The sequence below is a fragment of the Paraburkholderia lebeckiae genome, from assembly GCF_014201005.1.
GTDB lineage: Bacteria > Pseudomonadota > Gammaproteobacteria > Burkholderiales > Burkholderiaceae > Paraburkholderia > Paraburkholderia tuberum.
In genome coordinates this window covers 81,987-105,629 of sequence record NZ_JACHDK010000009.1, presented here as the reverse complement: position 1 = coordinate 105,629, position 23,643 = coordinate 81,987, and the positions used below count along the sequence as shown (strand labels likewise).

Below are 23,643 nucleotides of genomic sequence, written 5' to 3'. Positions count from 1 at the left end.
CGTGCCTTTACGCGCGCTGCGCGTAGTTGGTCTCGACCCACTTCCGGTATTCGCCCGAAGCGACTTCGTCGACCCATTGCTGGTTGTCGAGATACCACTGGACCGTTTTGGCGAGCCCCGTCTCGAACGTCTCCGCCGGCTTCCAGCCGAGTTCGCGCTCGAGCTTGCGGGCGTCGATCGCGTAACGGCGGTCGTGACCCGGACGATCTTTCACATAGGTGATCTGGTCGCGATACGAGCCGGCCGCCTTCGGGCGCTGCTGGTCGAGCAGGTCGCACAGCGTGTGCACGACCTCGAGATTCTTCTTCTCGTTCCAGCCGCCGACGTTGTACGTCTCGCCCGGCGTGCCGCGCGCGAGCACTTCACGGATCGCGCTGCAGTGGTCGCCGACGTACAGCCAGTCGCGCACGTTCTGCCCGTCGCCATACACGGGCAGCGGCTTGCCGCCGAGCGCGTTGGCGATCATCAGCGGAATCAGCTTTTCGGGGAACTGGTACGGGCCGTAGTTGTTCGAGCAGTTGGTGGTCAGCACCGGCAGGCCGTACGTGTGGTGGTAGGCGCGCACGAGGTGATCCGAACCGGCCTTGGTCGCCGAATAGGGGCTATTCGGCGCATAAGACGTCGTTTCGGAGAACTGCGGATCGGTTGCCGACAGCGAGCCGAACACTTCGTCGGTCGATACATGCAGGAAGCGAAACGCGGCGCGCTCCGCAGCGCCCAGCGTGTTCCAGTAGCTGCGCGTCGCTTCGAGCAGCGTGAAGGTCCCGACGACGTTGGTTTGCACGAAATCGGCCGGACCGTGGATCGAGCGATCCACATGGCTCTCGGCCGCGAAATGCAGCACGGCGCGCGGCTTGTGCTCGGCCAATAGCGTGTCGAGCGCGGCGCGATCGCAAATGTCGACGCGCGCGAAAATGTGTTTGGGATTGCCCTGTAGCGACTTCAGCGTGCCCAGGTTGCCGGCGTAGGTCAGTTTGTCTACGTTGAGCACCGCTTCGTCCGACGCATTCAGCCAGTCGAGCACGAAATTAGCGCCGATAAAACCGGCACCGCCCGTTATCAGGATCATGTAATTCCTTTGTCGATGTGAGTGGCGCCCGGAATCGACTCGCCGACCTTCCCATGATGCGTGATGGTTTGCGATTCTGCAGCAGTCCGTTGCATCCGCCTGTGCGCAAGCAAACGCTCGGACGCTATTCTTATGATGACCCGATTATAAGGTTGTCCACGCCAAAACTCGAACCCAACAACTTGAAACAGCTTCACCAGCCTGGTTGCCGTTGACTGTCGTAGTGACCATTTATGCGGCCGATAGCGCGAACCGGGCACAGAAACGCTATGCCATCTCGCGATCGACACCGCCGGTGAATCGTGTCAAGCCGAGCGGACGCCGCCGCGACACGTGCCGAGCCCGACGCGTGTCGGCGTGTCGGGCTCGGCGCGGCCGGACACCGCTTCGATCACGGTATGGCCGCGCCCGGTCAGCTTCTCGACCAGATAGCGGCCGGTAAAACCGTTCGCACCGGTGACGAGCGTGCGAAATGATTGCTTCGCCGCAGAAGACGATATGCCGGCTTCGTTCACGAAAGAGTCATTCTGTTGTTGTATTGGAATCGCGCGCGGTCCATGCGGGGTTGCCGCCGTGCCGTGTTACGGCGGTGTTCCACCCGCGTCCCGCAACGTGATCGCACGATACGCGAACCCCAAACGGGCTATTATGTCACGCTAGCTTGCTGCTCTGCCCCGCGTGGCACGCGCCGTGCAGCACCGCGCGTATCGAATCGCCTTGATTTCCTCGATGACACCCCTCAACGCTTCCAGTACCTCCGCTCCCCTCGTCCCTCTTGCTTTCGGCGATCTGCAAGGCTGCCGCGCACCGTTTCAAAAACTGCTCGCCAAAGCCGCGCCGCCGGACGGCACACCGCTGTGGTTCGCCGGCGATCTGATCAACCGCGGCCCCGACTCGCTCGACACCTTGCGCGACGTGATCGCGCTCGGCGAGCGCGCGGTGCCGGTGCTCGGCAATCACGATCTGCATCTGCTGTCGGTGTCGGCGGGGATTCGCAAGTCGAAGAAAGGCGACACGATCGAAGACATCCTCGCCGCGCCCGATGCCGCCGATCTGCTCGAGTGGATACGCCACCGCCCGCTCGCGCATTTCGACAACGGCATGCTGATGGTGCATGCGGGCGTGCTGCCGCAATGGGATGCGACGCTGACGCTCGAACTCGCCGACGAGTTGCAACGCGCACTGCGTGCGCCGAACTGGAAAGAGACGCTTGCCGGCTTGTACGGCAATGAACCGAACCGCTGGAAGCCGGGCCTGAAGGGTATCGAGCGGCTGCGCGTCACGTGCAGCGCGTTGACGCGCATGCGCTTTTGCAGCGCCGATGGCGTGATGGATTTCAGCAGCAGCGGCACGCTCGCATCCACACCGCGCGGCTGCATGCCGTGGTTCGACGTGCCGTCGCGCCAGACCGCCGACGTGACCGTCGTGTTCGGTCATTGGGCCGCGCTCGGCCTGATGTTGCGCGACAACCTGATCGGCCTCGACTCGGGTTGCGTGTGGGGGCAGAAGCTGTCGGCGGTACGGCTCGCGAAAAACCCGGCTGAGCGGACGTTGACGCAAGTCGATTGCCATTCGTGCGGCGAACCGCGCGGCGGCAACTAAACAGAAGACGGCGACGCGGCCCGGCAGCGCCGCCGCTTAGACCGAGCGGCGAGGCTGATCGACGGGCTCGATCAGCGTTTGCGCCGTCTCAGCGGCGTCGCTCGACGACGCAGCATCTGCAACGTCGCCCTCTTGCGCGACCGTCCCCGCCACTGCGTTGCCGGCCTGCATGTCCCGCAACGCGTTCGCGACCACCTGCTGAGCCTGCGCCGCGAGCACCCGCCGGTCCGCGTCCGGCGCGAGCGGTGCGCCAACATATACGTGGGCGGTCAGCGGTCCACCACGCAACAGCATGTCGAGCGAGTCGGACAACGACACGTCGTCGATATATGCGGGTGCCGTTGACTGCCGGCCCTGCGCGTCCTCGTACATGATGCACAGCGGCTGCACCGGCACACCGGCCGACACCGCCGCCTGGAACATGTTCGCGTGAAACGGCAGCAACTCGAGCCCGTTCGACGTCGTGCCTTCTGGGAACACGCACATCAGTTCACCCGCGCTGAGCCGTGCGGCGAGTTCGTGCATGATGCGCTTCGCGTCACTGCGCTTCTCGCGCTGGATGAACACCGTATCGAGCTGCTGCGCGAGCCATCCGACCACCGGCCATTGCCGGATCTCCGCCTTCGACACGAACGGTGTCGGCCGCCACGCGTTGATCACGTAGATGTCGATCCACGAGATGTGATTGGCGACGACGAGCGCGCCACGATCGAGCCGCGCCGCGTCGTTATGCACGACGAGGCGCATGCCGCACAGCCGCAGCATCTTCAGCGACCACGCGCGATTGAGCGCGTGACGCCGCTCGGCGCTCGCGTTCGGAAAGCGCGTCGCGACGGTCCACATGCCGTGCAGCAGATGCGTAATGAGACGGACCTTGCGTAACGCGAGCTTCATGGCCGGAGCTTTCCTTGACTGGACCGAAACGATACCGCTCAGCGCTGTTCGTAGGCGAGCTGACCTGACACGACGGTCGCGCGCACCTGTGCCGGCAGCTCGTAGCCGAGGAACGGCGTGTTGTGCCCCTGGCTCTTCAGCGCATGCGGCTCGACGCGCCAGTGAGCGTGACGGTCGAACACGCAGAGATCGGCCACCGCGCCGAGCGCGATGCGGCCAGCCGCTTCTAGGCCGAGCACCTGCGCCGGCGCCGCGGTGATGCGATTGAGCGCGGTCGCGAGCGGCACGCCCGCTTCGTCGGCCCACTTCACCGTCAGCGACAGGAACAGTTCGAGGCCGGTTGCGCCCGGCGTCGCTTCGGCGAAAGGCAGCAGCTTTTCGTCGTCGTCGACCGGCGTGTGCGCGGAGCAGATCGCGTCGATCGTGCCGTCGACGAGGCCCGCGCGGATCGCTTCGCGATCGCGCTGCTGGCGCAGCGGCGGATCGAGCCGGAACTGCGCGTCGAAATAGCCGATGTCGAGGTCGATCAGATGCACGTGGTTCACGGTGACGTCGCACGACACCGGCAGGCCCTCGCCCTTCGCCGCGCGCATGAGCGCCACGCCCGCCGCCGACGACACATGCGAAACATGCACGCGCGCGCCGGTCACGCGCACGAGTTCGAAGATCGTATGCAGCGCGATGGTCTCGGCCGCCACCGGGACACCCGACAGCCCGAGCCGCGACGCCAGCGCGCCGCTCGCGGCGACGCCGCCCTTGCCCAGATACGCATCGACGGGACGCAGGCACACGGTGAAACCATAGGTCTTCGCGTATTGCAGCGCGCGCATCAGCACCTGGGTATCGACGATCGGCGTGTCGGCCTGCGAGAAGCCGACGCAGCCCGCCTCGGTCAGCTGCACCATCTCGGTGATGGTCTGCCCTTTGAGACCGACCGTCAGCGCGCCGAGCGGGTATACATGCGCCTTGTTCAGATTGCGCGCGCGGAACTTCAGCATTTCGACGAGGCCCGGTTCGTCGAGCGTCGGATCGGTGTCCGGCGGACATACGAGGCTCGTCACGCCGCCCGCGAGCGCCGCGGCCATTTCCGAGCCAAGCGTCGCCTTGTGCTCATAGCCCGGCTCGCGCAACCGCGCGCACAGGTCGACGAGACCCGGCGCGATCGACAGACCGCGCGCGTCGATCGTACGCTCTGCCTGGAAGCCGGCCGGCGCGTTGCCGAGGGCGGCGATCTTGCCCGCCTCGATAAAGATGTCCTGCTGCTGTTCGGTGCCCGCTGCCGGATCGATCAGCGTGCCGCCTTGAATATGAATCTTCATGCGCTGCCTTTGTTAAACCTGTGGTTCAGCCTATCGTTCGGCTTCCTGATCAGGCGTTGCTTAGTCGTTGTTGCCCGCGACGATCCCCATCACCGCCATGCGCACCGCGATACCGAACGTGACCTGATTCAGGATCACCGATTGCGGGCCGTCCGCGACCTGCGAGTCGATCTCGACGCCGCGGTTCATCGGGCCGGGGTGCATCACGATCGCGTCGGGGGCGGCGAGCGCGAGACGCTCGGGCGTCAGCCCCCAGCTCTTGAAGTACTCCTGCGACGACGGCAGCAGCGCGCCGCTCATGCGTTCGTTCTGCAGGCGCAGCATGATGATCACGTCGACATCCTTGAGACCTTCGTCGAGGTTGTGGAACACGCGCACGCCCATCTGTTCGATGCCGCCCGGCAGCAGCGTGCGCGGACCGATCGCGCGCACTTCGGGCACGCCGAGCGTGGTCAGCGCATGAATGTCCGAGCGCGCGACGCGCGAATGCAGGATGTCGCCGACAATCGCCACGCGCAGCTTCGTGAAGTCCTTCTTGTAGTGGCGGATCGTGTACATGTCGAGCAGACCCTGCGTCGGGTGCGCGTGACGGCCGTCGCCGGCGTTGATCACGTGGACGTGCGGCGCGCAGTGCTGCGCGATCAGGAACGGCGCGCCGCTTGACGCATGACGCACGACGAACAGATCCGCGTGCATCGCCGACAGGTTGTTGATCGTGTCGAGCAGCGATTCGCCCTTGCTGGTCGACGACGCGTTGATGTTCAGATTCAGCACGTCGGCCGACAACCGCGTGGCCGCGATCTCGAACGTGGTGCGCGTGCGCGTCGAGTTTTCGAAGAACAGGTTGAACACCGACTTGCCGCGCAACAGCGGCACCTTCTTCACTTCGCGATCGGTCACGCTGACGAACTGGTCGGCGGTCTCGAGAATGTGATTGACGATGGCCTTCGGCAACCCCTCGATCGACAGCAGATGTTTGAGCTCGCCGTTCTTCGTGAGCTGCGGGTTGCCCTTCAGGAAGCCATAGCGGAAGCGCTCGGATGCGCTAGCGGAGGAATCCTGCGGAGCCTGGTTGGGGGTGTTCATGATGTACCTGCTTCAAATACGGACTGCAACGTGATCGAGCTCGGCGCGTCGCTCGCGCGAGGTTCAATCGACGCGTGCTTCAGTGTGAAAAGAGAACCGCTGGCCGCCCGCGCCGTCGTCTTCACGGGCCAGCACGAGCGTCGCGTCGGCGGGTACGTCGACCACGCCGCCGACGAAGCGCGCCGCCACCGGCAACTCGCGTCCGCCCCGGTCGGCGAGCACCGCGAGTTCGACCGATGCCGGCCGGCCATAGTCATACAGCTCGTTGACCGCCGCGCGAATCGTGCGGCCGGTGTACAGCACGTCGTCGACCAGCACGATGCGCCGGCCATCGACCTCGAACGGCAGCGAGGTCGGGCTTGCTTGCGCGTGCAGCCCTTTCTTCGCGTAGTCGTCGCGATGCAGCGCGACGTTCACCACGCCGAAGCTCGGCAGTTTCAGATCGCGCGCGAGCCGCTCGGCGAGCCACGCGCCGCCGCTATGGATACCAGCCAGCACCATCGCTTCGGCACCGTCTTGCGTGGCGGCGAGATGGTCGCCATACGCCGCGCGAATCTGGTCGAGCAACGCGCGGTACAGCGCTTCGGCGTCAATGGAACTCATGATCGTCGGAAAGTCCGTCAAGATATTGCTGGAGGATGATGCTCGCGGCTTCGGCATCGAGCATGTCCGCGCGGGCATTGCCGGCGCGGATTTCCGCCTCGGCCTCGACCGACGAGTAGCGCTCGTCGACCCACGTGACCGGCAGATTGAAGCGGCCGTTCAGCTGGTTGCCGAAGCGCTTCGCGAGTTGCGTGCGCTCGTGCGGTGTGCCGTCGGGATGCATCGGCAGGCCGACCACCAGCGCATCGGGCTTCCATTCGGCGATCAGCTTGCCGAGCGCTTCGAAGCGGTACTCCTTGCTGCGGTTCTGCACGACGACGAGCGGCCGCGCGCGGCGCGTCAGCGAATTGCCGACTGCCACGCCGATGCGTTTCTCGCCGTAGTCGAACGCAAGCAGCGTCGCCTCACGTCCGGCCGGCAGATTCATGCGCGGCCCCTCATGCGTGCCCGGCCTCGCCCGACAGCATCGACAACGACACGCCGAGCAGCGCGAGCGCCGCTTCGAGACGATCTTCGGCGGGGACGTCGAAAACGATCTTCGGATCGGCCTCGACCGTCAGCCAGCCGTTCTTGGAGATTTCGTCTTCGAGCTGACCCGCGCCCCAGCCGGCGTGGCCGAGCGTCAGCAGGAAACGCTCCGGACCGCTGCCGCTCGCGACGGCCTCGAGCACGTCTTTCGACGTGGTCATTTCGAGCCCGCCCGGCACCGACATCGACGACGTGTATGCGCTGCCGCCTTTCGGATCGTGCAGCACGAAGCCGCGCTCGGTTTGCACCGGGCCGCCGAAATACACGGGGACATGGAGAAGCGGTTCGATCTCGAGCTTCAGATCGATGCGACTGAAGAGCGCCTGCAGGTCGATATCGGTCGGCCGGTTGATCACGAGGCCGAGCGCGCCGCGCTCACTGTGATCGCAAAGGTAGACCACCGTTCCTGAAAACGTGGGATCGGCCATGTTCGGCATGGCGATCAGGAACTGGTTGGTCAGATTGATGCGATCGGTACTCTTGGACATAGTTCGGATTTTAGCAAAGACGATGCGCGATGGCGGGCTGCTTCGAGCATTGCAACGCGTTGGTTGCACGCTACGCGACGCGCCATCGACGCCGGATCAAGTTGCACTTTATCACGCGCGCGACTTGCGCCATGCCGCGATCAGGCGCCGAAACACCGCGTAGAACGGCACGTTCGGCGCGCGTCGCGAAGTAGCGGGATTGTGACTTGTCACAATGGATTTCAGCGGGTTCGGCGCGCGTCGGTCGAGGCGTTGCGGATGCAATTCGCGCGCCACGTCGCGCGTTTGGTTCGGCCCGGCTTGCGCTTCACGCGCCGCCCTGCTCGATCGCACGCGTGAGCGCGGCGAGCGCCGCCTGCGTGAAGCTGCCGCCGGCCGGCCCAACGCCCGCGGCGACCTTGTGCAGCGACGCACGCAAAGCCTCGGCGGCCTGCTCGAGCGTGTCGGCCGGCGGCGCGCCGACCATCACGTGCGCGCGCACCGCCGGCGTCGCGACGCCCGCATGCGCACGACGCCGCCATGCGAGACCGAGCGAGTCGGCGAGCAGCGCCACGTGACCGAGACCGAGCGCGCAGGCGGCCGAGCCGAGCCGGTAGGCTGCGTCGCCTGCCTGCAGCGCTTCGCTCGGGTCGGCTTTTTCCGGCTGATCGGCCGCGCGCGCATGGGCGGCGAGCGCCTCGATGGACGCGTCGGCGGTCTGCAGGAAGTCTTCGTACGCGTTCGCGTTGACGCTCAGCACGCCGAGATCGCGCGTGTGCGGCAGCGACTGCGCCTCGAGCGCACCCGCCTCCCACAGCGCTTCCGACGACTGCGTGCCGGCGACGTGCCAGTCGACGGTCAAGCCATAATCGTGCAGCACCTCGACCTGGTCGGCGTCTTGCGCGGCCGCGCCGAACAGCGCGTAGTCGCGCCACAACAGCGCGAGCGTCGCGCGCACCAGCGAACGCGGCGCGCGCTCGATGCCGCGCGCGTGATCGGCGAGCGCCAGGTTGCAGCGCGCGTAGAAGCGCCGCGCCTCGATATCGCGGATTGCGTGGCCGCGCGCGCGCAGCGCCTTCGCGCAGGCGCGCGCGAGCCGCCAGAAGTCATAGGGATCGGGGCCGGCGAGTTCGGTGAACACGGCGTCGAGCTCGTCGAGCGCGGCGTTCGTGACCGCAAGCGCCACCGCGCTGCCTGTGTCGGCCTGCGAGCGCAGCACCGGCAGCAACGCGCGCTCGTAGCGCGCCCGCAAATGGGCAAGCTGATCGGCCGATTGCGCGTGCAGCGAAGCCGGCGGCACTGGCCGCGCGCACAGCGCGAGGTCTTCGAACGCGACGGCGGAGCCCGGCGTGGGTTCGATGAGTTGCGCGCACAGCTCGCGGTAGTGGTTGAACAGAGTCGGCGAGCAACTGAGCTCGCGCAGATTGTGACGCTCGAGCGCCGCGCGGAAGTCGCGCAGCGCCGCGCCGAACACTGGCCGCGCGCTTTCCGCTTCGGCTGGCTCGCCGCTCGCGAGCGGCGAGAGCCGCACGAGGGCGTCGGTGAAACGCTGCGCGCTGAGCCAGCCCGCCGTGCGCAATGCATGCGACGCGCGCAGCAGCGCGGCACCGCTCTCGTCGCGCTGCTCGAACGCGAGCGACGCCTCGGCGAGCGCGAGTTCCGCAGGGCGGACCGCACCGCCGCGCGGGTTCGGCAGTGCATCGATGGAAACGGGTGCTGCGGATCGAAGAGTCATGGGCAGGCGACACGAAGCTGACGGGGCCGTCGCTTCGCGCCGCATGCTGAGTGAGCGGCCACCGCGCGAACCGGCGACAGGACAATGACAGACTACCGTTGCGACACGACGCGACCGGCGATGTTCCGCGCCGGCGCGCTCAGACAGGCGCCGGGCGCGCCGGACGCATCAAGCGATTGCAGCAATTGCGCGGCGGATGACGCCGCTGACTTTTCGGGATCGAAGCTCAGGGTTCAGGTTCGGGACCGAATCTCGGGACCCGGTTTGGGGGCCGAAGCTTCCGGCGTGTCGCACGAGCCCATCAAACCGCGACGCCGGAACAATGATCAAGCGACTCGAACGACCGACCGGCTGACGGCGGCTTGCCGAACTTCAGATCTGGACCATTTCGAAGTCTTCCTTGCGCGCTCCGCACTCCGGACACGTCCAGTTGATGGGCACGTCTTCCCAGCGCGTGCCCGGCGCAATGCCTTCGTCGGGCAAGCCAGCCTCTTCGTCGTAAATCCAGCCGCAAATCAGGCACATCCAGCTTTGATATTCCATTCTTTTGTCGCGTCATTGAGTCCGTGGAGGCGGGAGCCATGATGGTACCGTGTTGCCGCCCCCATGCCTAGCAATCGAAAACGCGCAATCGTAGCGTGGACCGGGCTTCGGCGGTGCGCCCGCGCGCCGTGCGGACGACGCTCGCGGCGTCATTCCGCACGGCGGTGGGGACACCCGGCAGCGCGATAGAGGGCCCCCTCGGCAAGCTCGCGGCGCTAGCGTGGCAACCTCAAAGCATTCCCCGCCGGCCGCTCGTCAGCGGGCCGCGAGCCAGCCTCTGGCGATCCCCGCCGCGCGAAAAAACGCCCTCTCAACGGTTTAGGCCGCATAATTGAGCCAATTGCGCATTGCGCGCTGAAATCCTGCTTTCTTTATCCATTTTCATGCCCAGCGACACGCCTCCGATCGTCCTCACCTTCGGTCTCTCCGACCCCACCGGCGGCTCCGGCCTGCAGGCGGACCTGTTGACACTTGCCAGCATGGGCTGCCACGGCGTTTCCGTGCTCACGGGCTATACCGTGCGCGACTCGGCGAATTGCGACGAAGTCACCGGGCTCGACCCGGACGTCGTCGCGACGCAGGCGCGCATGCTGCTCGAGGACATGCCGATCGCCGCATTCAAGGTCGGCGCGTGCACGCGCGCCGAAGTGGTCAGCGCGATCGCGGAAGTTGTCGCCGACTACGACGACATCCCGCTGATCCTCGCCCCCGACTTCACGCTCGACGACGAACACGTGCTCGCCGCCGACGAACTGCGCGAAGCGATCGCCGATCTGCTCGCGCCGCAAACCACGCTGCTGGTCGCCGACTCGGCGACGCTGCTCGCGCTCGCGCAGCCCGACGGCGACGCGGAGGCGCCGAGCCTCGACGCGGCGATCTCGCATCTGCTGTCGCAGGGCTGCGAGTACATTCTGTCGACCGAAACCGGCACGCATCGGCTCGTCAACACACTCTTCAGCGAGGACGGCCAGTTGCGTCAGGACATGTGGGACCGCGCGCCGCATCGGTTGACGGGCCTGACCGATACGCTCGGCTCCGCAATCGCCGCGCTTCTCGCCAACGGCCAGGAGCCCGCGGAAGCGGTGCGCGAAAGCCAGGAGTATCTGTATCAGGCAGTGCGCAATGCGTTCCGGCCCGGCATGGGGGCGTACACGCCCGATCGCTTCTTCTGGGCGCGCAGCAGCGATGAAGACGAAACACCGCCCGCGCAAGGCAAGGGCGCGGCGCCGGGGGAAGCGCGGCACTGACCTCGCCATTCGTCGGCATCGACTGAAAACCCGCTGTCAGCCGTTTTTTTCATTCATGCGAATTTCGCGATTGGCGCAACTTTCCATTCGACGATCCTGCGTGATCCGCTCGCGCGCCAGATCTCGCACTACTGGGGATACGGCGAACGGCAAGAACGGCCAGATCACGCGCGGCGTCAGCGTGTCGGCGACCGAGGCCCTGGCGCTGCAAGGCGTACTGTCGCTCGACGAGTGGGTCAGCGAATCGCTCGGCGGCAGGAACCTGTTCGTTCAGATGCTGAGCGGCGAGCCGGCGGTCAACGAAGCGAGCCTCGCCGTGGCGCAAATCCATTTGCGCGAACAGATCGGTACCGTCGGCGTCTGCGAGGACATGAGCGAATTCTTATTGCGGCTGTGCGGTTCGACGGGGTTGAAATTACCGTTCTGTTTCGAATCGAATCGCACCCATGGCGCGCCGAAAGGCAAAGCTCACATAAGCGAAGCAGCAAGACAAAAGTTCATCGACGACAATAGCCTTGATTACGAGCTGTTCCGCGATGCGAATCGAATCGTCGAAGCCTATGCGAAAGAAACGGGCAGCGTCTTTTCGAATGCGCTCGATGTGGTTCGTGTGATTCAGTCCGAAATAGATCAGCTCGAGAATCCGCACTTCTATAACTCAACGTATTTCGGCATCGATGGCTCATTCCTGTCGCGCGTGCATGAAGTGATCGGCCGCTTCGATCTCGCGCCGATCGACACCTATCTGGAGTTCGCGCAAAGCCGGCGGCGTCCGCCCGCCGACCTGTTCGACGATTTTGTCGACGCGGTGCGCGACGGCGTAGTGTGCAGCCGGGCCGTCAACCTGAGCGAGCCGCAGCGGCAGGTACCGCTCGAGGTGCGGGTCGGCACGCGGATCGTCGCGACCGGCTGCAGCGGTGAGCCGCGGCCCGATGTGGCGAGCACCGGCTATCCGAGCGCATACAGCGGATTTTCGATTCCACTGCCGAACGATTTTCCGGAAGGCTTTCGCGTTACCATTGCCAATTCCACCGAAAGCCTGCACAACGCCGGCACGTGGCGGCAAGGCTGGCACTGCGAATGAGCCAGAAGAGCCAAGAGAACCGATCCATGAAAGAGCCGCCCCAATTCGTGCAACGCTTCCACGGCAAGATCGCGGTGCAGGACCGCATACGCATGTTCGATCAGATGCCCACCACGATCTGGCTGACCGGCCTGTCCGGCGCCGGCAAATCGACGCTCGCGTTCGCGCTCGAGGAGCAGCTGATCGCGCTCGGTCACGCCTGCTATGTGCTCGACGGCGACAACATCCGCCACGGTCTGGCGAGCGACCTTGGATTCGAGCCCCACGACCGGCGCGAAAACATCCGCCGGGTCGCGCACGTCGCCCAATTGATGAACGACGCGGGTCTGATCGTGATTTCCGCGCTGATTTCGCCGCTACGCGAAGATCGGGCGATGGCGCGCGCGATCATCGGAGCCGACAAGTTCGTCGAAACCTACGTGTCCGCCTCGCTCGCCACCTGCGCGAGCCGCGATCCCAAAGGTCTTTACGCGAAAGCGAGGTCTGGCGAGATCAGCTCGTTCACCGGCTTATCAGCGCCCTATGAAGCGCCGATCGATCCCGACCTGCACGTCGATACGGGAACGCTGAGCCCCGCGCAAAGCGTCGCGCAGATCTTCCACTACCTGCGCGAAAAGTGCCTCGGAAGATCCTCTCATCGCACGGCTCACGCCGCGGGCGCCTGATCCGGCCAAAAAGGGCGTCCCGAAGCGCTCGCCAGCAAGCACAGCAACGCCGGCCCCAAACAAAAAAACCCGCATAAGCGGGTTTTTTTGTTTGGGGAAACGCCTCGCGGCGTGCTCCCCACATGGACTTCCAGCCGGGCCTCGTCCGTGATCCAGACGCGCGGCGGTTCAACCACGCGGCCGGACCACGAGACCCGAGCGGAATTACATGTCCATGCCCATGCCGCCCATGCCGCCGGGCATGCCGCCAGGCATCGGAGCATCTTCCTTCGGCAGTTCGCAGACAGCTGCGTCGGTCGTCAGCAGCAGGCCAGCAACCGAAGCTGCGTTTTGCAGCGCCGTGCGCGTCACCTTCGTCGGGTCCACGACACCTGCGTCGACCAGGTCGACGTACTCGCCGGTCGCTGCGTTGTAGCCGTAGTTGCCCTTGCCAGCAGCAACCGCTGCCACGACGACACTCGCTTCTTCGCCACCGTTGGCGACGATCTGGCGCAGCGGCTCTTCCATGGCGCGCAGAACGATCTTGATACCTGCGTCCTGATCGGCGTTAGCGCCCTTCAGGCCAGCGATTGCCGTACGTGCACGGATCAGCGCGACACCGCCGCCAGCCACGATGCCTTCTTCCACAGCTGCGCGCGTTGCGTGCAGTGCGTCTTCGACACGTGCCTTCTTTTCCTTCATTTCGACTTCGGTCGCAGCACCGACCTTGATCACTGCAACGCCGCCTGCCAGCTTGGCAACGCGTTCTTGCAGCTTTTCACGGTCGTAGTCCGAGGTCGCTTCTTCGATCTGCGTGCGCACTTGCTTGACGCGAGCTTCGATGTTCGCGGCTTCGCCAGCGCCGTCGATGATCGTGGTGTTTTCCTTGCCCACTTCGATGCGCTTCGCCTGGCCCAATTCAGCCAGCGTTGCCTTCTCGAGCGTGAGGCCGGTTTCTTCAGCGATGACCTGACCGCCGGTCAGGATCGCGATGTCTTCCAACATCGCCTTACGACGATCACCGAAGCCCGGAGCCTTGACGGCAACGGTCTTGAGGATGCCGCGGATGTTGTTGACGACCAGCGTTGCGAGCGCTTCGCCTTCGACGTCTTCAGCGATGATCAGCAGCGGACGGCCAGCCTTCGCGACTTGCTCGAGCACCGGCAGCAGATCACGGATGTTCGACACCTTCTTGTCGTGCAGCAGCACGAACGGGTTCTCGAGCACGGCGACTTGCTTGTCCGGGTTGTTGATGAAATACGGCGACAGGTAGCCGCGGTCGAATTGCATACCTTCGACGACGTCCAGCTCGTCTTGCAGCGACTTGCCGTCTTCGACGGTGATCACGCCTTCCTTGCCGACCTTGTCCATTGCTTCAGCGATGCGCTCGCCGATCGACGAATCGCTGTTCGCCGAGATCGCGCCAACCTGGGCGATTTCCTTGTTGGTCGTGCACGGCTTGCTGATCTTGCGCAGTTCTTCGATTGCAGCTGCAACAGCCTTGTCGATACCGCGCTTCAGGTCCATCGGGTTCATGCCCGATGCGACGTACTTCATGCCTTCGCGGACGATCGATTGCGCGAGAACCGTAGCGGTCGTCGTGCCGTCGCCTGCGTTGTCGCTGGTCTTGGAAGCGACTTCCTTGACCATTTGCGCGCCCATGTTCTGGAGCTTGTCTTTCAGTTCGATCTCTTTAGCGACCGACACACCGTCCTTGGTGACCGTCGGGCCGCCGAAGCTGCGCTCGAGAACCACGTTGCGGCCCTTCGGACCCAGCGTGACCTTCACGGCGTTGGCGAGAATATTCACGCCTTCGACCATCTTGGCACGGGCGGAATCACCGAATACGACGTCTTTAGCTGCCATCTTCTAACTCCTTGAATACTTTGGATATAACCGGGGAAGTAGCGACCTTGCGCTTACTTCTGGACCACGGCCATGATGTCTTCTTCGCGCATCACGAGCAGTTCGTTGCCGTCGACCTTGACGGTCTGGCCTGCGTACTTGCCGAACAGGACGCGGTCGCCGACCTTCACGTCGAGCGCAATGGCTGCGCCCTTGTCGTCGCGCTTGCCCGGGCCGACTGCGAGGATTTCACCTTGATCCGGCTTTTCCGCTGCGGCTTCGGGGATCACGATGCCCGACGCGGTCTTGGTTTCCTGATCCAGACGTTTGACGATCACGCGATCATGCAAAGGACGAAGGTTCATACATACTCCTCTCTGATTGAGACTGAAGAACGCTGAGAAAAACCCGGCTGGCCGAGCCAACCGGAGATGTTGTTAGCACTCTCGTGCAGCGAGTGCTAATTATATGGACGGGCAGTGACAAATTCAAGAAGCGGGGAACGCGGTCGAAGTGTCGAGATTCGCTTAACTTTGAACTTTGTTCACTTAAGTTTGAACTCGCGACCTGCGTCCGGACTTCGCGACAGGGCACACCCTCTGTAAAAACAATGACTTATAAGCCGAGTCGCCGTGCTGCAAGGCTGCGCACGCTGCTGGGTTACCGAGCGATTTCTGACGACAATCGTCTCGCAAAACGTAACGATTGGCATTCGATCCAGGGTAAACCCCCGGAGTCGATCACGCTCTTCATCCATGCTCTGGAAGTCGAAAAACATGATGCGACCGCGGCTATCCGGTGCAACCGATGCAGAAAGTTCTGACAGGTGATGCAGTTTGCATGTCTGACAGCACCTTAGTGGGGGTGTTCGAAGGTAGCTAGACTCGAAAGTAGGGAATTTACTGGACCGCCCGAAAGACGTGCATTCTTTGAACGCCGCCCCCTAGTCGGCCGCCCACGATCGTATGCGCGCTCAACGGTGCCAAGTACGCACACGGATGAGCCATCGGTACGAGACGGCGATCGTCTCTTGTCGTTTAGGTTTATTCGATGCCTGCCCTCGAGCACGGGCTCATGAGCGAACGACAACGCGTGCGGGCAGGCGTTGAATAAACCTCGAGGAAGGAAACCGCGGAGTGGTCCGAGGCGGCCAGGGTCTTCGCTATGGCGATTGATCAATCTGGCCGGTCTGTGTTGCGGATTCAACCGGTGGATGCAATAGTTTGCTGGAATCGTTCGGCGGGCGATGCAAGCGCCCAGAGCGGGCTGAATGCGGCAATGGAGACGATCCCGCGTGCGATTGAGCGGCTCGCACGCATGCAGGCCGAACTCGGACTCCATTGATGGGGGGAGATATGCCGCCGTGGCCGAACGATGTGATGTGTATTTCCCCGGCCTTGGAAATATGATGCGCGGCGACCAGCAGTCCGCGCCGCCGCGCTCGGGCAATGGGGACGACGACGAGTATTGACGATGATGCCCATGCGAAAATGCACGCATTGCGTTTTCGGATGCGGGTTATGGACCTTCAACAACAGGCGATGACGGAGATCGAGCCTCTCGTAGCGATCCTGCTTGCCAATAAAAGAAGCGATTTAAGCAAGCTGTGCAAAGCAACGGTCATCACGGAGGACGCGCTCGGCGCACTTATTTCGGCGTGCGATGCTGGTCGGTTGCCGTGGCGACATCAGATCTCGTATTGCGATTTTCTTCCACCAAATCTCAAATACACCGACGAAGATAGTCAGGCGCTTGGACACACGACTGTAGGTCCACTTACGCGAGTTGCGATAGAAAGCATGGCGGAAGTGGCACCAACTTTTGCAGGATCGGCGTTACTTCATAGGCCATATGTTCTATACGCGAAGCGTATGCGCTGGCCAGAAGGAACAACGGCGCTCCGGGTATCGACGGAGTGACGTTTGAGGTCATCGAGGCGCAAGGCGTGGAGGCGTTCCTCGAGCGGATACGGGACGAACTGATCGGGCGTGCCTACGTACCGCTACGATCGCGGCGGCAGGAAATACCGAAGGACGGGGCAAGGTCCGTGTCCTTTCGATTCCGGCAATCCGTGACCGGGTGGTCCAGGGTGCGCTCAAGCTCATATTGGAGCCGATCTTCGAGGCAGACTTCGAACCGGGGGCGTATGGTTATCGTCCGAAGCGTACCGCGCATAAAGCGGTGCATCGGGTCGCGACCGCGATTGTTCAGTGCAAGACCCGCGTCATAGACCTCGATTTGCGCGCCTACTTTGACACAGTTCGGCATCATCTACTGCTTGAAAAGGTCGCGCGTCGGATCAGGGACGACGACGTCATGCATCTGCTGAAGCTGATGCTGACGGCGTCCGGCAAAGAAGGCGTTCCGCAAGGCGGGGTGATTCACCGTTGCTCGGTAACATCTATCTCACTGAGGTAGACCGTATGCTGGAGCGGGCGAAAGAAGCCACGCGCAACGGAAAGTACACCTACGTCGAGTATGCCCGATTCGCTGACGATCTGGTGGTGCTGATCGATGCCCATCCGCGCCATGCGTGGCTGCTGAGGGCGGTGACCACGCGACTTCGGGAAGAGTTTGCCAAACTGCAGGTTGAGGTCAATGAAGAGAAGAGCCGCACCATTAATCTAAACCGCTCAAAGAGCTTCGGCTTTCTGGGATTCGACTTCCGTCGACTCCGCAGCGTACAGAGGCAGGTGTGGCGGGCGCACTATACGCCAAAGCTGAAGAAGCGCACGGCGTTATTGCGTAAGCTCAAAGAGGTGTTTCGGCGATACCAGTCGCAGCCGGTAGATCGGGTGGTAGAACTGATCAATCCAGTGTTACGCGGTTGGGTGAATTACTTCGCTGTTGGACATTCCAGCGAGTGCTTCAGCTTCATCAAAGACTGGGTAGAAAAGAAGATCAGGCGCCACATGGGGCGCTCCCGGAATCGGCGGGGCTTCGGCTGGAAGCGGTGGCGTAGGCGCTGGTTGTATGAGGAACTGAAACTGTTCAACGGCTATCGTGTTCGTCGTGCTGCCGCACCGAAAGCGCGCCCAGCATGATAGGTCCCATAAATCTTGACATGAAGCGAACAGGAGAGCGTAGTGCCGGAAATCGGCCGCTGCGTTCGACGTGGCGGGAGTTGGAAACGTGACCATGGTTGCCGGATTGCGGGCCATCGCGAAAGCGGTGGAATCACCACCGGTGCCTATCGGTGCGCGCGCCAGTTCTCGACCCTACCGGGGAGGAGAGGCAGGGAAATAGTTCGACTACGTCCTGTCTCTTACTCCACTGAAGGTCAAAGGCCAATGGAAATATTTGTACCGCGCGGTCGATAAAGAGGGCAATACGATCGATTTCCTGCTGCGGCCCACCGTGACAAGGTCGCGGCGCGTCGCTACTTCGAGAAGGCGATTGCCCAAAACGGGGGACCCAAAACGATTACGGTGGACAAGAGTGGGGCCAATCTGGCCGCACTCGAAGCGCTCAACGTCGAGCGCAAGACGCCGATCAAGGTTCGGCAGAACAAATACCTGAACAACATCATCGAGCAGGACCATCGTGCGATCAAACGCATCATCAAACCGATGATGGGCTTCAAGAATTTGCGCTGCGCGCGCATCATCCTGTCCGGCATCGAGGTGATGCACATGATCCGAAAAGGGCAGATGCAGGATGACGGAATCACCAAAACCGCTGCTGAGAAATTCTATTCGCTGATCATGTAAGCCGTCCTATTCATATAGTAGTTCACTCATCCCGGATTTCTTATCGCGACACAAACCTCAGAACGGGCAGCTTACGTATTGTCCTGGCCGGAAGGTCGCGAGCAGAAACGCGCGCATTGATGGATCGAGCTTCTGCTGTTCGACAACCGTTGGAAAGAGCGCTCCCGACCGGAAGGTGAAGCCGACCGGAAACGTCTCGTCGACGAACCGTTGGATGTCCTGCCAAGTTTTATACGGCGTAAAATCAATCACACAAGACCGTGCGTGCGCCTTGCTGACCCGGGTTCTCAGATCGTCGACAGAGTCCGGTTTCCAATAGGGCGCCGCTTTCATGTCAACGATGTTCGCGTGTTTCGGGTAATAGAGCACGCCCCATCCGTCGACGGTCGGCGCGATAGTCGGCGGACGTAGTTGGACGATCAGGTCCGCATCGGTTCCTTCGTTGCGGTAGCGCTTGACTGCATCGACGGGCGACACGTAGCGGTGATGGACGATCGTCGACGCCAGAAGTGTGACGACTTCGGCTTGCGCGGCGAGCAGGCAAAACGCGCCATAAATGAGTGCAGGAACCGTCGGGTAATAGTTTTTCTTCGCCAGCGTGAGCATGCCGACGAGCGCGGCCATTACGAATACAAGACCGTAGCTGATCAGACGTGGCGAATAGATGTCATATTGAGTCAATGTGCGCACGGAGAAGGCGAACAGCAGGTACCCGACGCCGCATAGCGCGAGATGCCAGCAAGCCCGGGCGTCGATGTCTGCCGGGGCCGATGCCGCGAATGTCCACCTTCGGCCGCGCGTCAGACTCCAGAGAAAGGGCAGCAGCAGCACGCCACAGATCACGACCTCCCTGAGCAATTGACGCACGAACCGGAACAACAGAAAAAGAAACGATTCCGGCGCCGCGGGTCGTGGCGTGCCAGTAATGAAGCCCGTCATCGCCACGTTGAACTTTTGATAGGCGATGTAGAAAATCGCGGCGCCCACGAAGGCAGGCAGTGCCCTGATCGCCGTCGATCTACCATACGCGATCCACGTCGCCGCAAAGATCGCCACGCAAAACAACCCGAAGAAATAGCGCGCCGAGCACCCGACGATTAGCGCGCAGGCAAGCGCGACGATCTGCAAGCGCGATGAACCTGGACGCGCGATTCGGGAGATGACGAAAAGCGACGCGCAGAACGCGCTAAGAAAGAGATTTTCGGACCACGTGTACTGGTAAAGCTCGAGAGTGAACGGATTGACGATGACGAGAAGCGGGACCAGCACGTTCGTAAAGGTTTTCGACAGGAAGTAAAAAGCCAGCAGCAGCAGGATCAGGTTGGTGACCTTGCTGCTGACGGCCATCACAGTCATGTCGAGCGAAGGTGCGGTCAGCGCGATCGCAAGCGGGTAACCGCATGGAAATACCGCGAAGTACGTTCCGGCCACCGAGCAGCCGCGCCCGAGCCGGATCGATTGAGCGAGAGACAGGTAATTCCACGAGTCGACGTTGAGATAGCCGAATATGTTCGCCCATACTGCCCCGATGGCCAGCAGGAGGAAGATCGCGCCGACATAGGACGACTTTGCCGAGTACCAGCGGGACGGCAGAACGGCCATACCGGCGGCGAGAGCGTCATCAGCCTTGGACTGGCGATTATAAGCGGCTTCACCGGAACCGACTTCTTTCATCCTCTGGCTCCTTCAGTGCGCCCGCGGAGTACTGCCGCCCTGTTGGCGGACTCACTACGCATGGTCAGTCGATCCCATGCGAGGAAAGGCGGTAGCGGGATTCGCATCGCGCTCGTGTCATCGCCGCGCGTTGGGTGGTACGCACCAACGTCGACATAAACACCCTTATTGCACCGGGGACTGATTATCTCGCGCAACACCGCGTCCTCTCCAAACTGCGAGTAGTACAAACGCGGCCCGCGTGTTATCCACGTCTTGCGGACGAGCCAAAGGAAGTGTCCGAACGTCTTCGGGTTCAACATAATCGCTCCTCACTTCGAAACGATAATGGCAAAAGGTCAAACAGCGTTTGATCTGGAAGCTTGCCCAGCAGAAGGTCGGTCCGGCATTACGTTAGCTAATATTCACATAGCAGGCCTCATTACCGCCGCAAATGTGCCGCAGTACGGACCAAACGATATTCGCGAATTAGTTACATGCTCGAAAAGTCGTTGAGCGTTACATCTGCAGACTACTCGACGGTGGGCCGAACATTAAGCGAAAGTCATAATAATGTGTATTTTTGGCCGAAACCGGTGAGTATGCAAAAAGCTTCCAGTTCCAGTCGGTTCGCGTGTCGTCGACTACAGCCGCGCGAGATTCAGACCGGCGAAGTCTTCTGCATCAGGCCACGATCCGCCAGTTTCGGTCGCCCGACAGCGCGCTCGTTTCACTTCACTTCTGCGCCGGCCGGTGCAACGCATTACCCGCCATCCACTTGAGCCGTTCGCAATTGACCTTGATGCGCGCCGCGAATTCCTTCGGATCTCGCTCGCGCAGTGCGTTCATCTGGCTATTGGTGATGTCGGCGCGGTGCCAGCCCGTGTCCCAGTGCTGATCGAAATCGGTCGCACCGGTCAGGACCTTTCGGAGCCGCGCCTTATAGGCGCCGATCCGCTCGGGCGACACGTCGCAAAACGCCTGCGCGAAGCTTGCGCGCTCGCCCGCCGTCTCCGCGCTCATGTTGGCGTCGCTCGCGCCGCTCGCTAGCGGCGCGGCGAGCGACAGCACCGACAGACAGAACGCTGCGCAAAGCGGCCGATAGCGATAGGATAGGTTCTTCATCTTCGACTCCTGACGATCCTTCGTGGCGACCAGGGATTGTCCCGATCTTAAACGCCGCCTCGCCGATTGTGTCCTGATTGCACTGCACGATGGCGTTTTCGCGCGCTATCCGATGCATCGCGTGGCCAAACCGCGGTGCTACGCTCGTTAAAGCGGCATTCGCAACGTGCCCGTTCCGGGGAGCCGTGGCGCAAGCACCGCAACGCCACGGCCTATCGGCAGGCCGCGACAGAAGCACGAGCGCCAGGCATGAGAACGAGCTCGAACGCGACGCGCAACGAGCCCAGAACGAAAGCACGACACGAAATCAAACACAAAAAGGCGAGACATCGCTGCGGGAGTGACTGCGATGGCATTTAGAACATATACCGTACTGACGCTGTTGGTGACGAGCACTGCCGCGTTCGCGTGGCGGCCTGTCACCTATCCGATCCGAAGTCAGAGCCCTTACGAGCGCAGCATCGACAACGCGATGTGCTACGCCGAGGCGAACCGCGTGACCGGGGTCAACATGGCCCACGAGTCGCAGATTCCGCAGCGTCAGCCGCCCGCGGCCAAAGGTGCGTCGACCGGCGTACCGTCGAAGCCGCCGCTTCCGCCTAGTTCCTTCTCAGCCACGCCGCTGCCGTGGAGCGCGAGCGCGCCCGAAGCCGCGAGCGCGCCGCTGGCGGGCGCGCAAGCGCCTGACGGCGCATCGTCGGCGAAACCCGTGAACGAAACCGCGGCCGGCGCCAGCGCGCCAGGCGCGCCGGCCACCGCGGCGGCGAATGCACCGCCGAACGCATCGGCGGCACCGGGCCCCAGTGCGAGCGCGGCACCCGGCGCGTCGGAGGGGGCGGCCGCTTCGCTGCAGGCCAACGCGGCGTCGAACGTGAAGCTGCCGCCGCTGCCCGCGCCCGAGCCGCCGATGACCCGCTATTGGGCCGCCTTCGGCGCGTGCATGCAGGCGCGCGGTTACGTCGTCCAGTAGTCCGGCCGACGCCGCTTGCGGGCGTCGTTGCATTCATTCTTTTTGATGGCGCCGCCCTTCGGCGCCAGTGGAGCGACACGGCCATGCCGCGCGACACGACCTCCGACCAGCCATTTTTCCATCACTGCGCATACTGCGGCGTGCCGCTGTCGGGCCGCTTTTCGCCGTGTCCCGCATGCCATGCGCTGCCGATCGATTCGTTCGATACGGACGACAAGCCCGGCGAGCGCTCCGCGCGATCCCGGGCGCTGAGCGCATCGCGCACGCAACTCGAACCGCTGCCAGCGGCCGCGAGCTTGCCCGCGGACCGTTCGTCGCGACGCTCCGCGCAAACCAAGATGAGCCCCTACGATCTGATCGACGAAGCGACGTTCGAGCCGGGCGGGCGTCGACGGCGGCATCCGCTCGCGCTAGCCGCAGCCGCGCTCGCGACGCTCGGCGTCGTGTACGTCGGCTTCGTTCTACTCAACGACGACGATGCGAGTGTCGACACGCCGGTCACGGTCTTCGGCACGGTGCGCCCGGACAACCCTGGCCAGGCCCCTGCACAGAACGTTGCGCAGAATGCGGCGCCGCCGGTTGCCGCGGCGCCGAAGCCGGCGTCGATCGTCGCGCCATCGTCGACGCAGGTCGTTGCGACCGTGCCCGCAGTCGCGCCATCGTCAACTCCCATCGTGGCGACCGCGCCGAACGTAGCGCGACCGACACCGCCGGTCGTCACGACCGCGCCCACCACAGCGCGATCGAGCCCGCCTATCGTGGCGACCACGCCAACCGTTGCGCGATCGTCACCGCAGGTCGTTGCGACTGCGCCTGCCGTAGCGCGATCGGCTCCACCCGTCGTTGCGACCGCGCCCGTCCCAGCGCGACCGTCAACGCCCGTCGTTGCGACCGCGCCGACCGTAGCGCGACCGACACCGCCGGTCGTCACGACCGCGCCCACCGTAGCGTCAACGAAGACATTGGGCGCGTCCATCTCCGCGCCCACGCCGAGTGGCACGGCGGTCGCGTCGACCAGCACCAACACCAACACCGACACGATGGCCGCCCTGCTCACGCAAGCCGACAAACAGCGCGCCGACGCCGAGCGCAATCTGAAAGCCGCGCACGGCTATCTGCAACGAGGCAATCTGTCGGCGACCAAAGCACGCCTCGCCGCCGTCATCACCGCGCAGCCCGGCAATCGCGACGCGCGCAGCATGCGCGCCCAGTTGAGCACGCTAGAGCAGCAACGGGACGCATTGCTGAGTCTCGCGCGCGGCTGCGGCAACGTCGGACATTGGGAGTGCGCGTCGCACAACGCCAACGAAGCGTTGCGGATCGATTCGAGCAGCAAGGCCGCGCAACGGCTCGTCGCGCTTGCGTCGCACGAGTCGGCGTGGCAAACCATGCAGCCGACGGCGGAAGAGTCGCGCGCATTGCGCGATCTGCTGCGTCACCACTAAGGATTGCGAGGTATCTCGCGGGACGGCGGCACGGGCGTGCAGTCGATCACGCCCGCCCGCGCGGCGCCCCGAAA

Annotated in this window: 23 protein-coding genes and 1 pseudogene; 10 read left to right on the top strand and 14 right to left on the bottom strand. The window is 63.3% G+C overall.

Going from position 1 to position 23,643, the window contains the following annotated elements; translation table 11 throughout:
- Positions 1-7: 7 nt before the first annotated feature.
- Positions 8-1,069: a dTDP-glucose 4,6-dehydratase gene (gene rfbB / locus HDG39_RS19015; RefSeq protein ID WP_184007645.1), complete on the bottom strand. Its 1,062-nt coding sequence runs from the start codon at positions 1,067-1,069 to the stop codon at positions 8-10.
- A gap of 305 nt (positions 1,070-1,374) precedes the next feature.
- Positions 1,375-1,584 (bottom strand): NAD-dependent epimerase/dehydratase family protein, encoded by a 210-nt coding sequence (locus HDG39_RS19010; RefSeq protein WP_311666816.1) that lies wholly within the window; start codon positions 1,582-1,584, stop codon positions 1,375-1,377.
- A gap of 214 nt (positions 1,585-1,798) precedes the next feature.
- Between HDG39_RS19010 and HDG39_RS19005 the strand changes: the two genes are divergently transcribed.
- Positions 1,799-2,671 carry a symmetrical bis(5'-nucleosyl)-tetraphosphatase gene (locus tag HDG39_RS19005; RefSeq protein WP_184007643.1) on the top strand — a complete coding sequence of 291 codons (873 nt, stop codon included), beginning with the start codon at positions 1,799-1,801 and terminating at the stop codon, positions 2,669-2,671.
- Between the two features lie 36 nt (positions 2,672-2,707).
- Here the strand turns inward: HDG39_RS19005 and HDG39_RS19000 are convergent, their stop codons facing one another.
- From HDG39_RS19000 to HDG39_RS18965, 8 genes are all read right to left on the bottom strand, one after another.
- Positions 2,708-3,565: a lysophospholipid acyltransferase family protein gene (locus HDG39_RS19000; RefSeq protein WP_184007641.1), complete on the bottom strand. Its 858-nt coding sequence runs from the start codon at positions 3,563-3,565 to the stop codon at positions 2,708-2,710.
- A gap of 38 nt (positions 3,566-3,603) precedes the next feature.
- Positions 3,604-4,884, bottom strand: a complete 1,281-nt coding sequence (locus tag HDG39_RS18995; RefSeq protein WP_184007639.1) for a dihydroorotase — start codon at positions 4,882-4,884, stop codon at positions 3,604-3,606.
- A 60-nt stretch (positions 4,885-4,944) separates the two neighbouring features.
- The gene (locus tag HDG39_RS18990; protein ID WP_184007637.1) at positions 4,945-5,970 is read right to left on the bottom strand and encodes an aspartate carbamoyltransferase catalytic subunit; all 1,026 of its coding nucleotides are present in this window, start codon (positions 5,968-5,970) and stop codon (positions 4,945-4,947) included.
- Positions 5,971-6,033: 63 nt separating this feature from the next.
- On the bottom strand, positions 6,034-6,573 hold the full coding sequence (gene pyrR, locus HDG39_RS18985) for a bifunctional pyr operon transcriptional regulator/uracil phosphoribosyltransferase PyrR (protein WP_184007635.1): 540 nt from the start codon (positions 6,571-6,573) through the stop codon (positions 6,034-6,036).
- Positions 6,560-7,000, bottom strand: coding sequence for a Holliday junction resolvase RuvX (ruvX, locus tag HDG39_RS18980; protein ID WP_184007633.1), 441 nt, complete (start codon positions 6,998-7,000; stop codon positions 6,560-6,562). Before ruvX ends, pyrR begins: the two co-directional genes overlap by 14 nt.
- A gap of 10 nt (positions 7,001-7,010) precedes the next feature.
- Positions 7,011-7,589, bottom strand: coding sequence for a YqgE/AlgH family protein (locus HDG39_RS18975; protein ID WP_018419585.1), 579 nt, complete (start codon positions 7,587-7,589; stop codon positions 7,011-7,013).
- A gap of 307 nt (positions 7,590-7,896) precedes the next feature.
- Positions 7,897-9,303 carry a FimL-related protein gene (locus tag HDG39_RS18970; RefSeq protein ID WP_184007631.1) on the bottom strand — a complete coding sequence of 469 codons (1,407 nt, stop codon included), beginning with the start codon at positions 9,301-9,303 and terminating at the stop codon, positions 7,897-7,899.
- A gap of 372 nt (positions 9,304-9,675) precedes the next feature.
- Positions 9,676-9,846, bottom strand: coding sequence for a rubredoxin (locus HDG39_RS18965; protein ID WP_006047743.1), 171 nt, complete (start codon positions 9,844-9,846; stop codon positions 9,676-9,678).
- A 383-nt stretch (positions 9,847-10,229) separates the two neighbouring features.
- Between HDG39_RS18965 and HDG39_RS18960 the strand changes: the two genes are divergently transcribed.
- From HDG39_RS18960 to cysC, 3 genes are all read left to right on the top strand, one after another.
- The gene (locus tag HDG39_RS18960) at positions 10,230-11,093 is read left to right on the top strand and encodes a hydroxymethylpyrimidine/phosphomethylpyrimidine kinase (protein WP_018419581.1); all 864 of its coding nucleotides are present in this window, start codon (positions 10,230-10,232) and stop codon (positions 11,091-11,093) included.
- 100 nt (positions 11,094-11,193) lie between these two features.
- Positions 11,194-12,177 carry a chondroitin 4-O-sulfotransferase gene (locus HDG39_RS18955; RefSeq protein ID WP_311666812.1) on the top strand — a complete coding sequence of 328 codons (984 nt, stop codon included), beginning with the start codon at positions 11,194-11,196 and terminating at the stop codon, positions 12,175-12,177.
- 26 nt (positions 12,178-12,203) lie between these two features.
- A complete protein-coding gene (gene cysC, locus HDG39_RS18950; RefSeq protein WP_184007629.1) occupies positions 12,204-12,842 on the top strand; it encodes an adenylyl-sulfate kinase in 639 nt (212 codons plus the stop codon).
- A 204-nt stretch (positions 12,843-13,046) separates the two neighbouring features.
- On the opposite strand, the gene groL is transcribed toward cysC, so the two are convergent.
- Both groL and groES read right to left on the bottom strand, forming a co-directional pair.
- On the bottom strand, positions 13,047-14,687 hold the full coding sequence (groL, locus tag HDG39_RS18945; RefSeq protein WP_018419577.1) for a chaperonin GroEL: 1,641 nt from the start codon (positions 14,685-14,687) through the stop codon (positions 13,047-13,049).
- 53 nt (positions 14,688-14,740) lie between these two features.
- A complete protein-coding gene (groES, locus tag HDG39_RS18940; protein ID WP_008923887.1) occupies positions 14,741-15,031 on the bottom strand; it encodes a co-chaperone GroES in 291 nt (96 codons plus the stop codon).
- Positions 15,032-16,186: 1,155 nt separating this feature from the next.
- Here groES and HDG39_RS18935 point away from each other — a divergent pair.
- From HDG39_RS18935 to HDG39_RS18925, 4 genes and pseudogenes are all read left to right on the top strand, one after another.
- Positions 16,187-16,585 carry a hypothetical protein gene (locus tag HDG39_RS18935; RefSeq protein WP_184007627.1) on the top strand — a complete coding sequence of 133 codons (399 nt, stop codon included), beginning with the start codon at positions 16,187-16,189 and terminating at the stop codon, positions 16,583-16,585.
- A gap of 160 nt (positions 16,586-16,745) precedes the next feature.
- A complete protein-coding gene (locus HDG39_RS34645) occupies positions 16,746-17,084 on the top strand; it encodes an RNA-dependent RNA polymerase family protein (RefSeq protein ID WP_311666809.1) in 339 nt (112 codons plus the stop codon).
- A gap of 5 nt (positions 17,085-17,089) precedes the next feature.
- Positions 17,090-17,710, top strand: a complete 621-nt coding sequence (locus HDG39_RS34640) for a group II intron maturase-specific domain-containing protein (protein ID WP_221305792.1) — start codon at positions 17,090-17,092, stop codon at positions 17,708-17,710.
- A gap of 223 nt (positions 17,711-17,933) precedes the next feature.
- A pseudogene (locus tag HDG39_RS18925) lies at positions 17,934-18,376 on the top strand (IS6 family transposase); the annotation flags it as partial.
- A gap of 57 nt (positions 18,377-18,433) precedes the next feature.
- Here the strand turns inward: HDG39_RS18925 and HDG39_RS18920 are convergent.
- Together HDG39_RS18920 and HDG39_RS18915 are read right to left on the bottom strand one after the other, a co-directional pair.
- The gene (locus HDG39_RS18920; protein ID WP_184007625.1) at positions 18,434-20,050 is read right to left on the bottom strand and encodes a hypothetical protein; all 1,617 of its coding nucleotides are present in this window, start codon (positions 20,048-20,050) and stop codon (positions 18,434-18,436) included.
- Positions 20,051-20,764: 714 nt separating this feature from the next.
- Positions 20,765-21,154 (bottom strand): hypothetical protein, encoded by a 390-nt coding sequence (locus HDG39_RS18915; protein WP_184007623.1) that lies wholly within the window; start codon positions 21,152-21,154, stop codon positions 20,765-20,767.
- A gap of 349 nt (positions 21,155-21,503) precedes the next feature.
- Between HDG39_RS18915 and HDG39_RS18910 the strand changes: the two genes are divergently transcribed.
- Positions 21,504-22,124, top strand: coding sequence for a hypothetical protein (locus HDG39_RS18910; protein ID WP_184007621.1), 621 nt, complete (start codon positions 21,504-21,506; stop codon positions 22,122-22,124).
- An 83-nt stretch (positions 22,125-22,207) separates the two neighbouring features.
- Positions 22,208-23,569, top strand: a complete 1,362-nt coding sequence (locus HDG39_RS18905; protein ID WP_184007618.1) for an RING finger protein — start codon at positions 22,208-22,210, stop codon at positions 23,567-23,569.
- The last annotated feature ends 74 nt before the right edge of the window (positions 23,570-23,643 follow it).

Excerpts from the sequence above, each read along its gene's own strand:
- rfbB (WP_184007645.1), bottom strand. The coding sequence starts at position 1,069 with ATGATCCTGATAACGGGCGGTGCCGGTTTTATCGGCGCTAATTTCGTG.
- HDG39_RS19005 (WP_184007643.1), top strand. The coding sequence starts at position 1,799 with ATGACACCCCTCAACGCTTCCAGTACCTCCGCTCCCCTCGTCCCTCTT.
- HDG39_RS19000 (WP_184007641.1), bottom strand. The coding sequence starts at position 3,565 with ATGAAGCTCGCGTTACGCAAGGTCCGTCTCATTACGCATCTGCTGCAC.
- HDG39_RS18995 (WP_184007639.1), bottom strand. The coding sequence starts at position 4,884 with ATGAAGATTCATATTCAAGGCGGCACGCTGATCGATCCGGCAGCGGGC.
- HDG39_RS18990 (WP_184007637.1), bottom strand. The coding sequence starts at position 5,970 with ATGAACACCCCCAACCAGGCTCCGCAGGATTCCTCCGCTAGCGCATCC.
- pyrR (WP_184007635.1), bottom strand. The coding sequence starts at position 6,573 with ATGAGTTCCATTGACGCCGAAGCGCTGTACCGCGCGTTGCTCGACCAG.
- ruvX (WP_184007633.1), bottom strand. The coding sequence starts at position 7,000 with ATGAATCTGCCGGCCGGACGTGAGGCGACGCTGCTTGCGTTCGACTAC.
- HDG39_RS18975 (WP_018419585.1), bottom strand. The coding sequence starts at position 7,589 with ATGTCCAAGAGTACCGATCGCATCAATCTGACCAACCAGTTCCTGATC.
- HDG39_RS18970 (WP_184007631.1), bottom strand. The coding sequence starts at position 9,303 with ATGACTCTTCGATCCGCAGCACCCGTTTCCATCGATGCACTGCCGAAC.
- HDG39_RS18965 (WP_006047743.1), bottom strand. The coding sequence starts at position 9,846 with ATGGAATATCAAAGCTGGATGTGCCTGATTTGCGGCTGGATTTACGAC.
- HDG39_RS18960 (WP_018419581.1), top strand. The coding sequence starts at position 10,230 with ATGCCCAGCGACACGCCTCCGATCGTCCTCACCTTCGGTCTCTCCGAC.
- cysC (WP_184007629.1), top strand. The coding sequence starts at position 12,204 with ATGAAAGAGCCGCCCCAATTCGTGCAACGCTTCCACGGCAAGATCGCG.
- groL (WP_018419577.1), bottom strand. The coding sequence starts at position 14,687 with ATGGCAGCTAAAGACGTCGTATTCGGTGATTCCGCCCGTGCCAAGATG.
- groES (WP_008923887.1), bottom strand. The coding sequence starts at position 15,031 with ATGAACCTTCGTCCTTTGCATGATCGCGTGATCGTCAAACGTCTGGAT.
- HDG39_RS18935 (WP_184007627.1), top strand. The coding sequence starts at position 16,187 with ATGGACCTTCAACAACAGGCGATGACGGAGATCGAGCCTCTCGTAGCG.
- HDG39_RS34640 (WP_221305792.1), top strand. The coding sequence starts at position 17,090 with ATGCTGGAGCGGGCGAAAGAAGCCACGCGCAACGGAAAGTACACCTAC.
- HDG39_RS18920 (WP_184007625.1), bottom strand. The coding sequence starts at position 20,050 with ATGAAAGAAGTCGGTTCCGGTGAAGCCGCTTATAATCGCCAGTCCAAG.
- HDG39_RS18915 (WP_184007623.1), bottom strand. The coding sequence starts at position 21,154 with ATGAAGAACCTATCCTATCGCTATCGGCCGCTTTGCGCAGCGTTCTGT.
- HDG39_RS18910 (WP_184007621.1), top strand. The coding sequence starts at position 21,504 with ATGGCATTTAGAACATATACCGTACTGACGCTGTTGGTGACGAGCACT.
- HDG39_RS18905 (WP_184007618.1), top strand. The coding sequence starts at position 22,208 with ATGCCGCGCGACACGACCTCCGACCAGCCATTTTTCCATCACTGCGCA.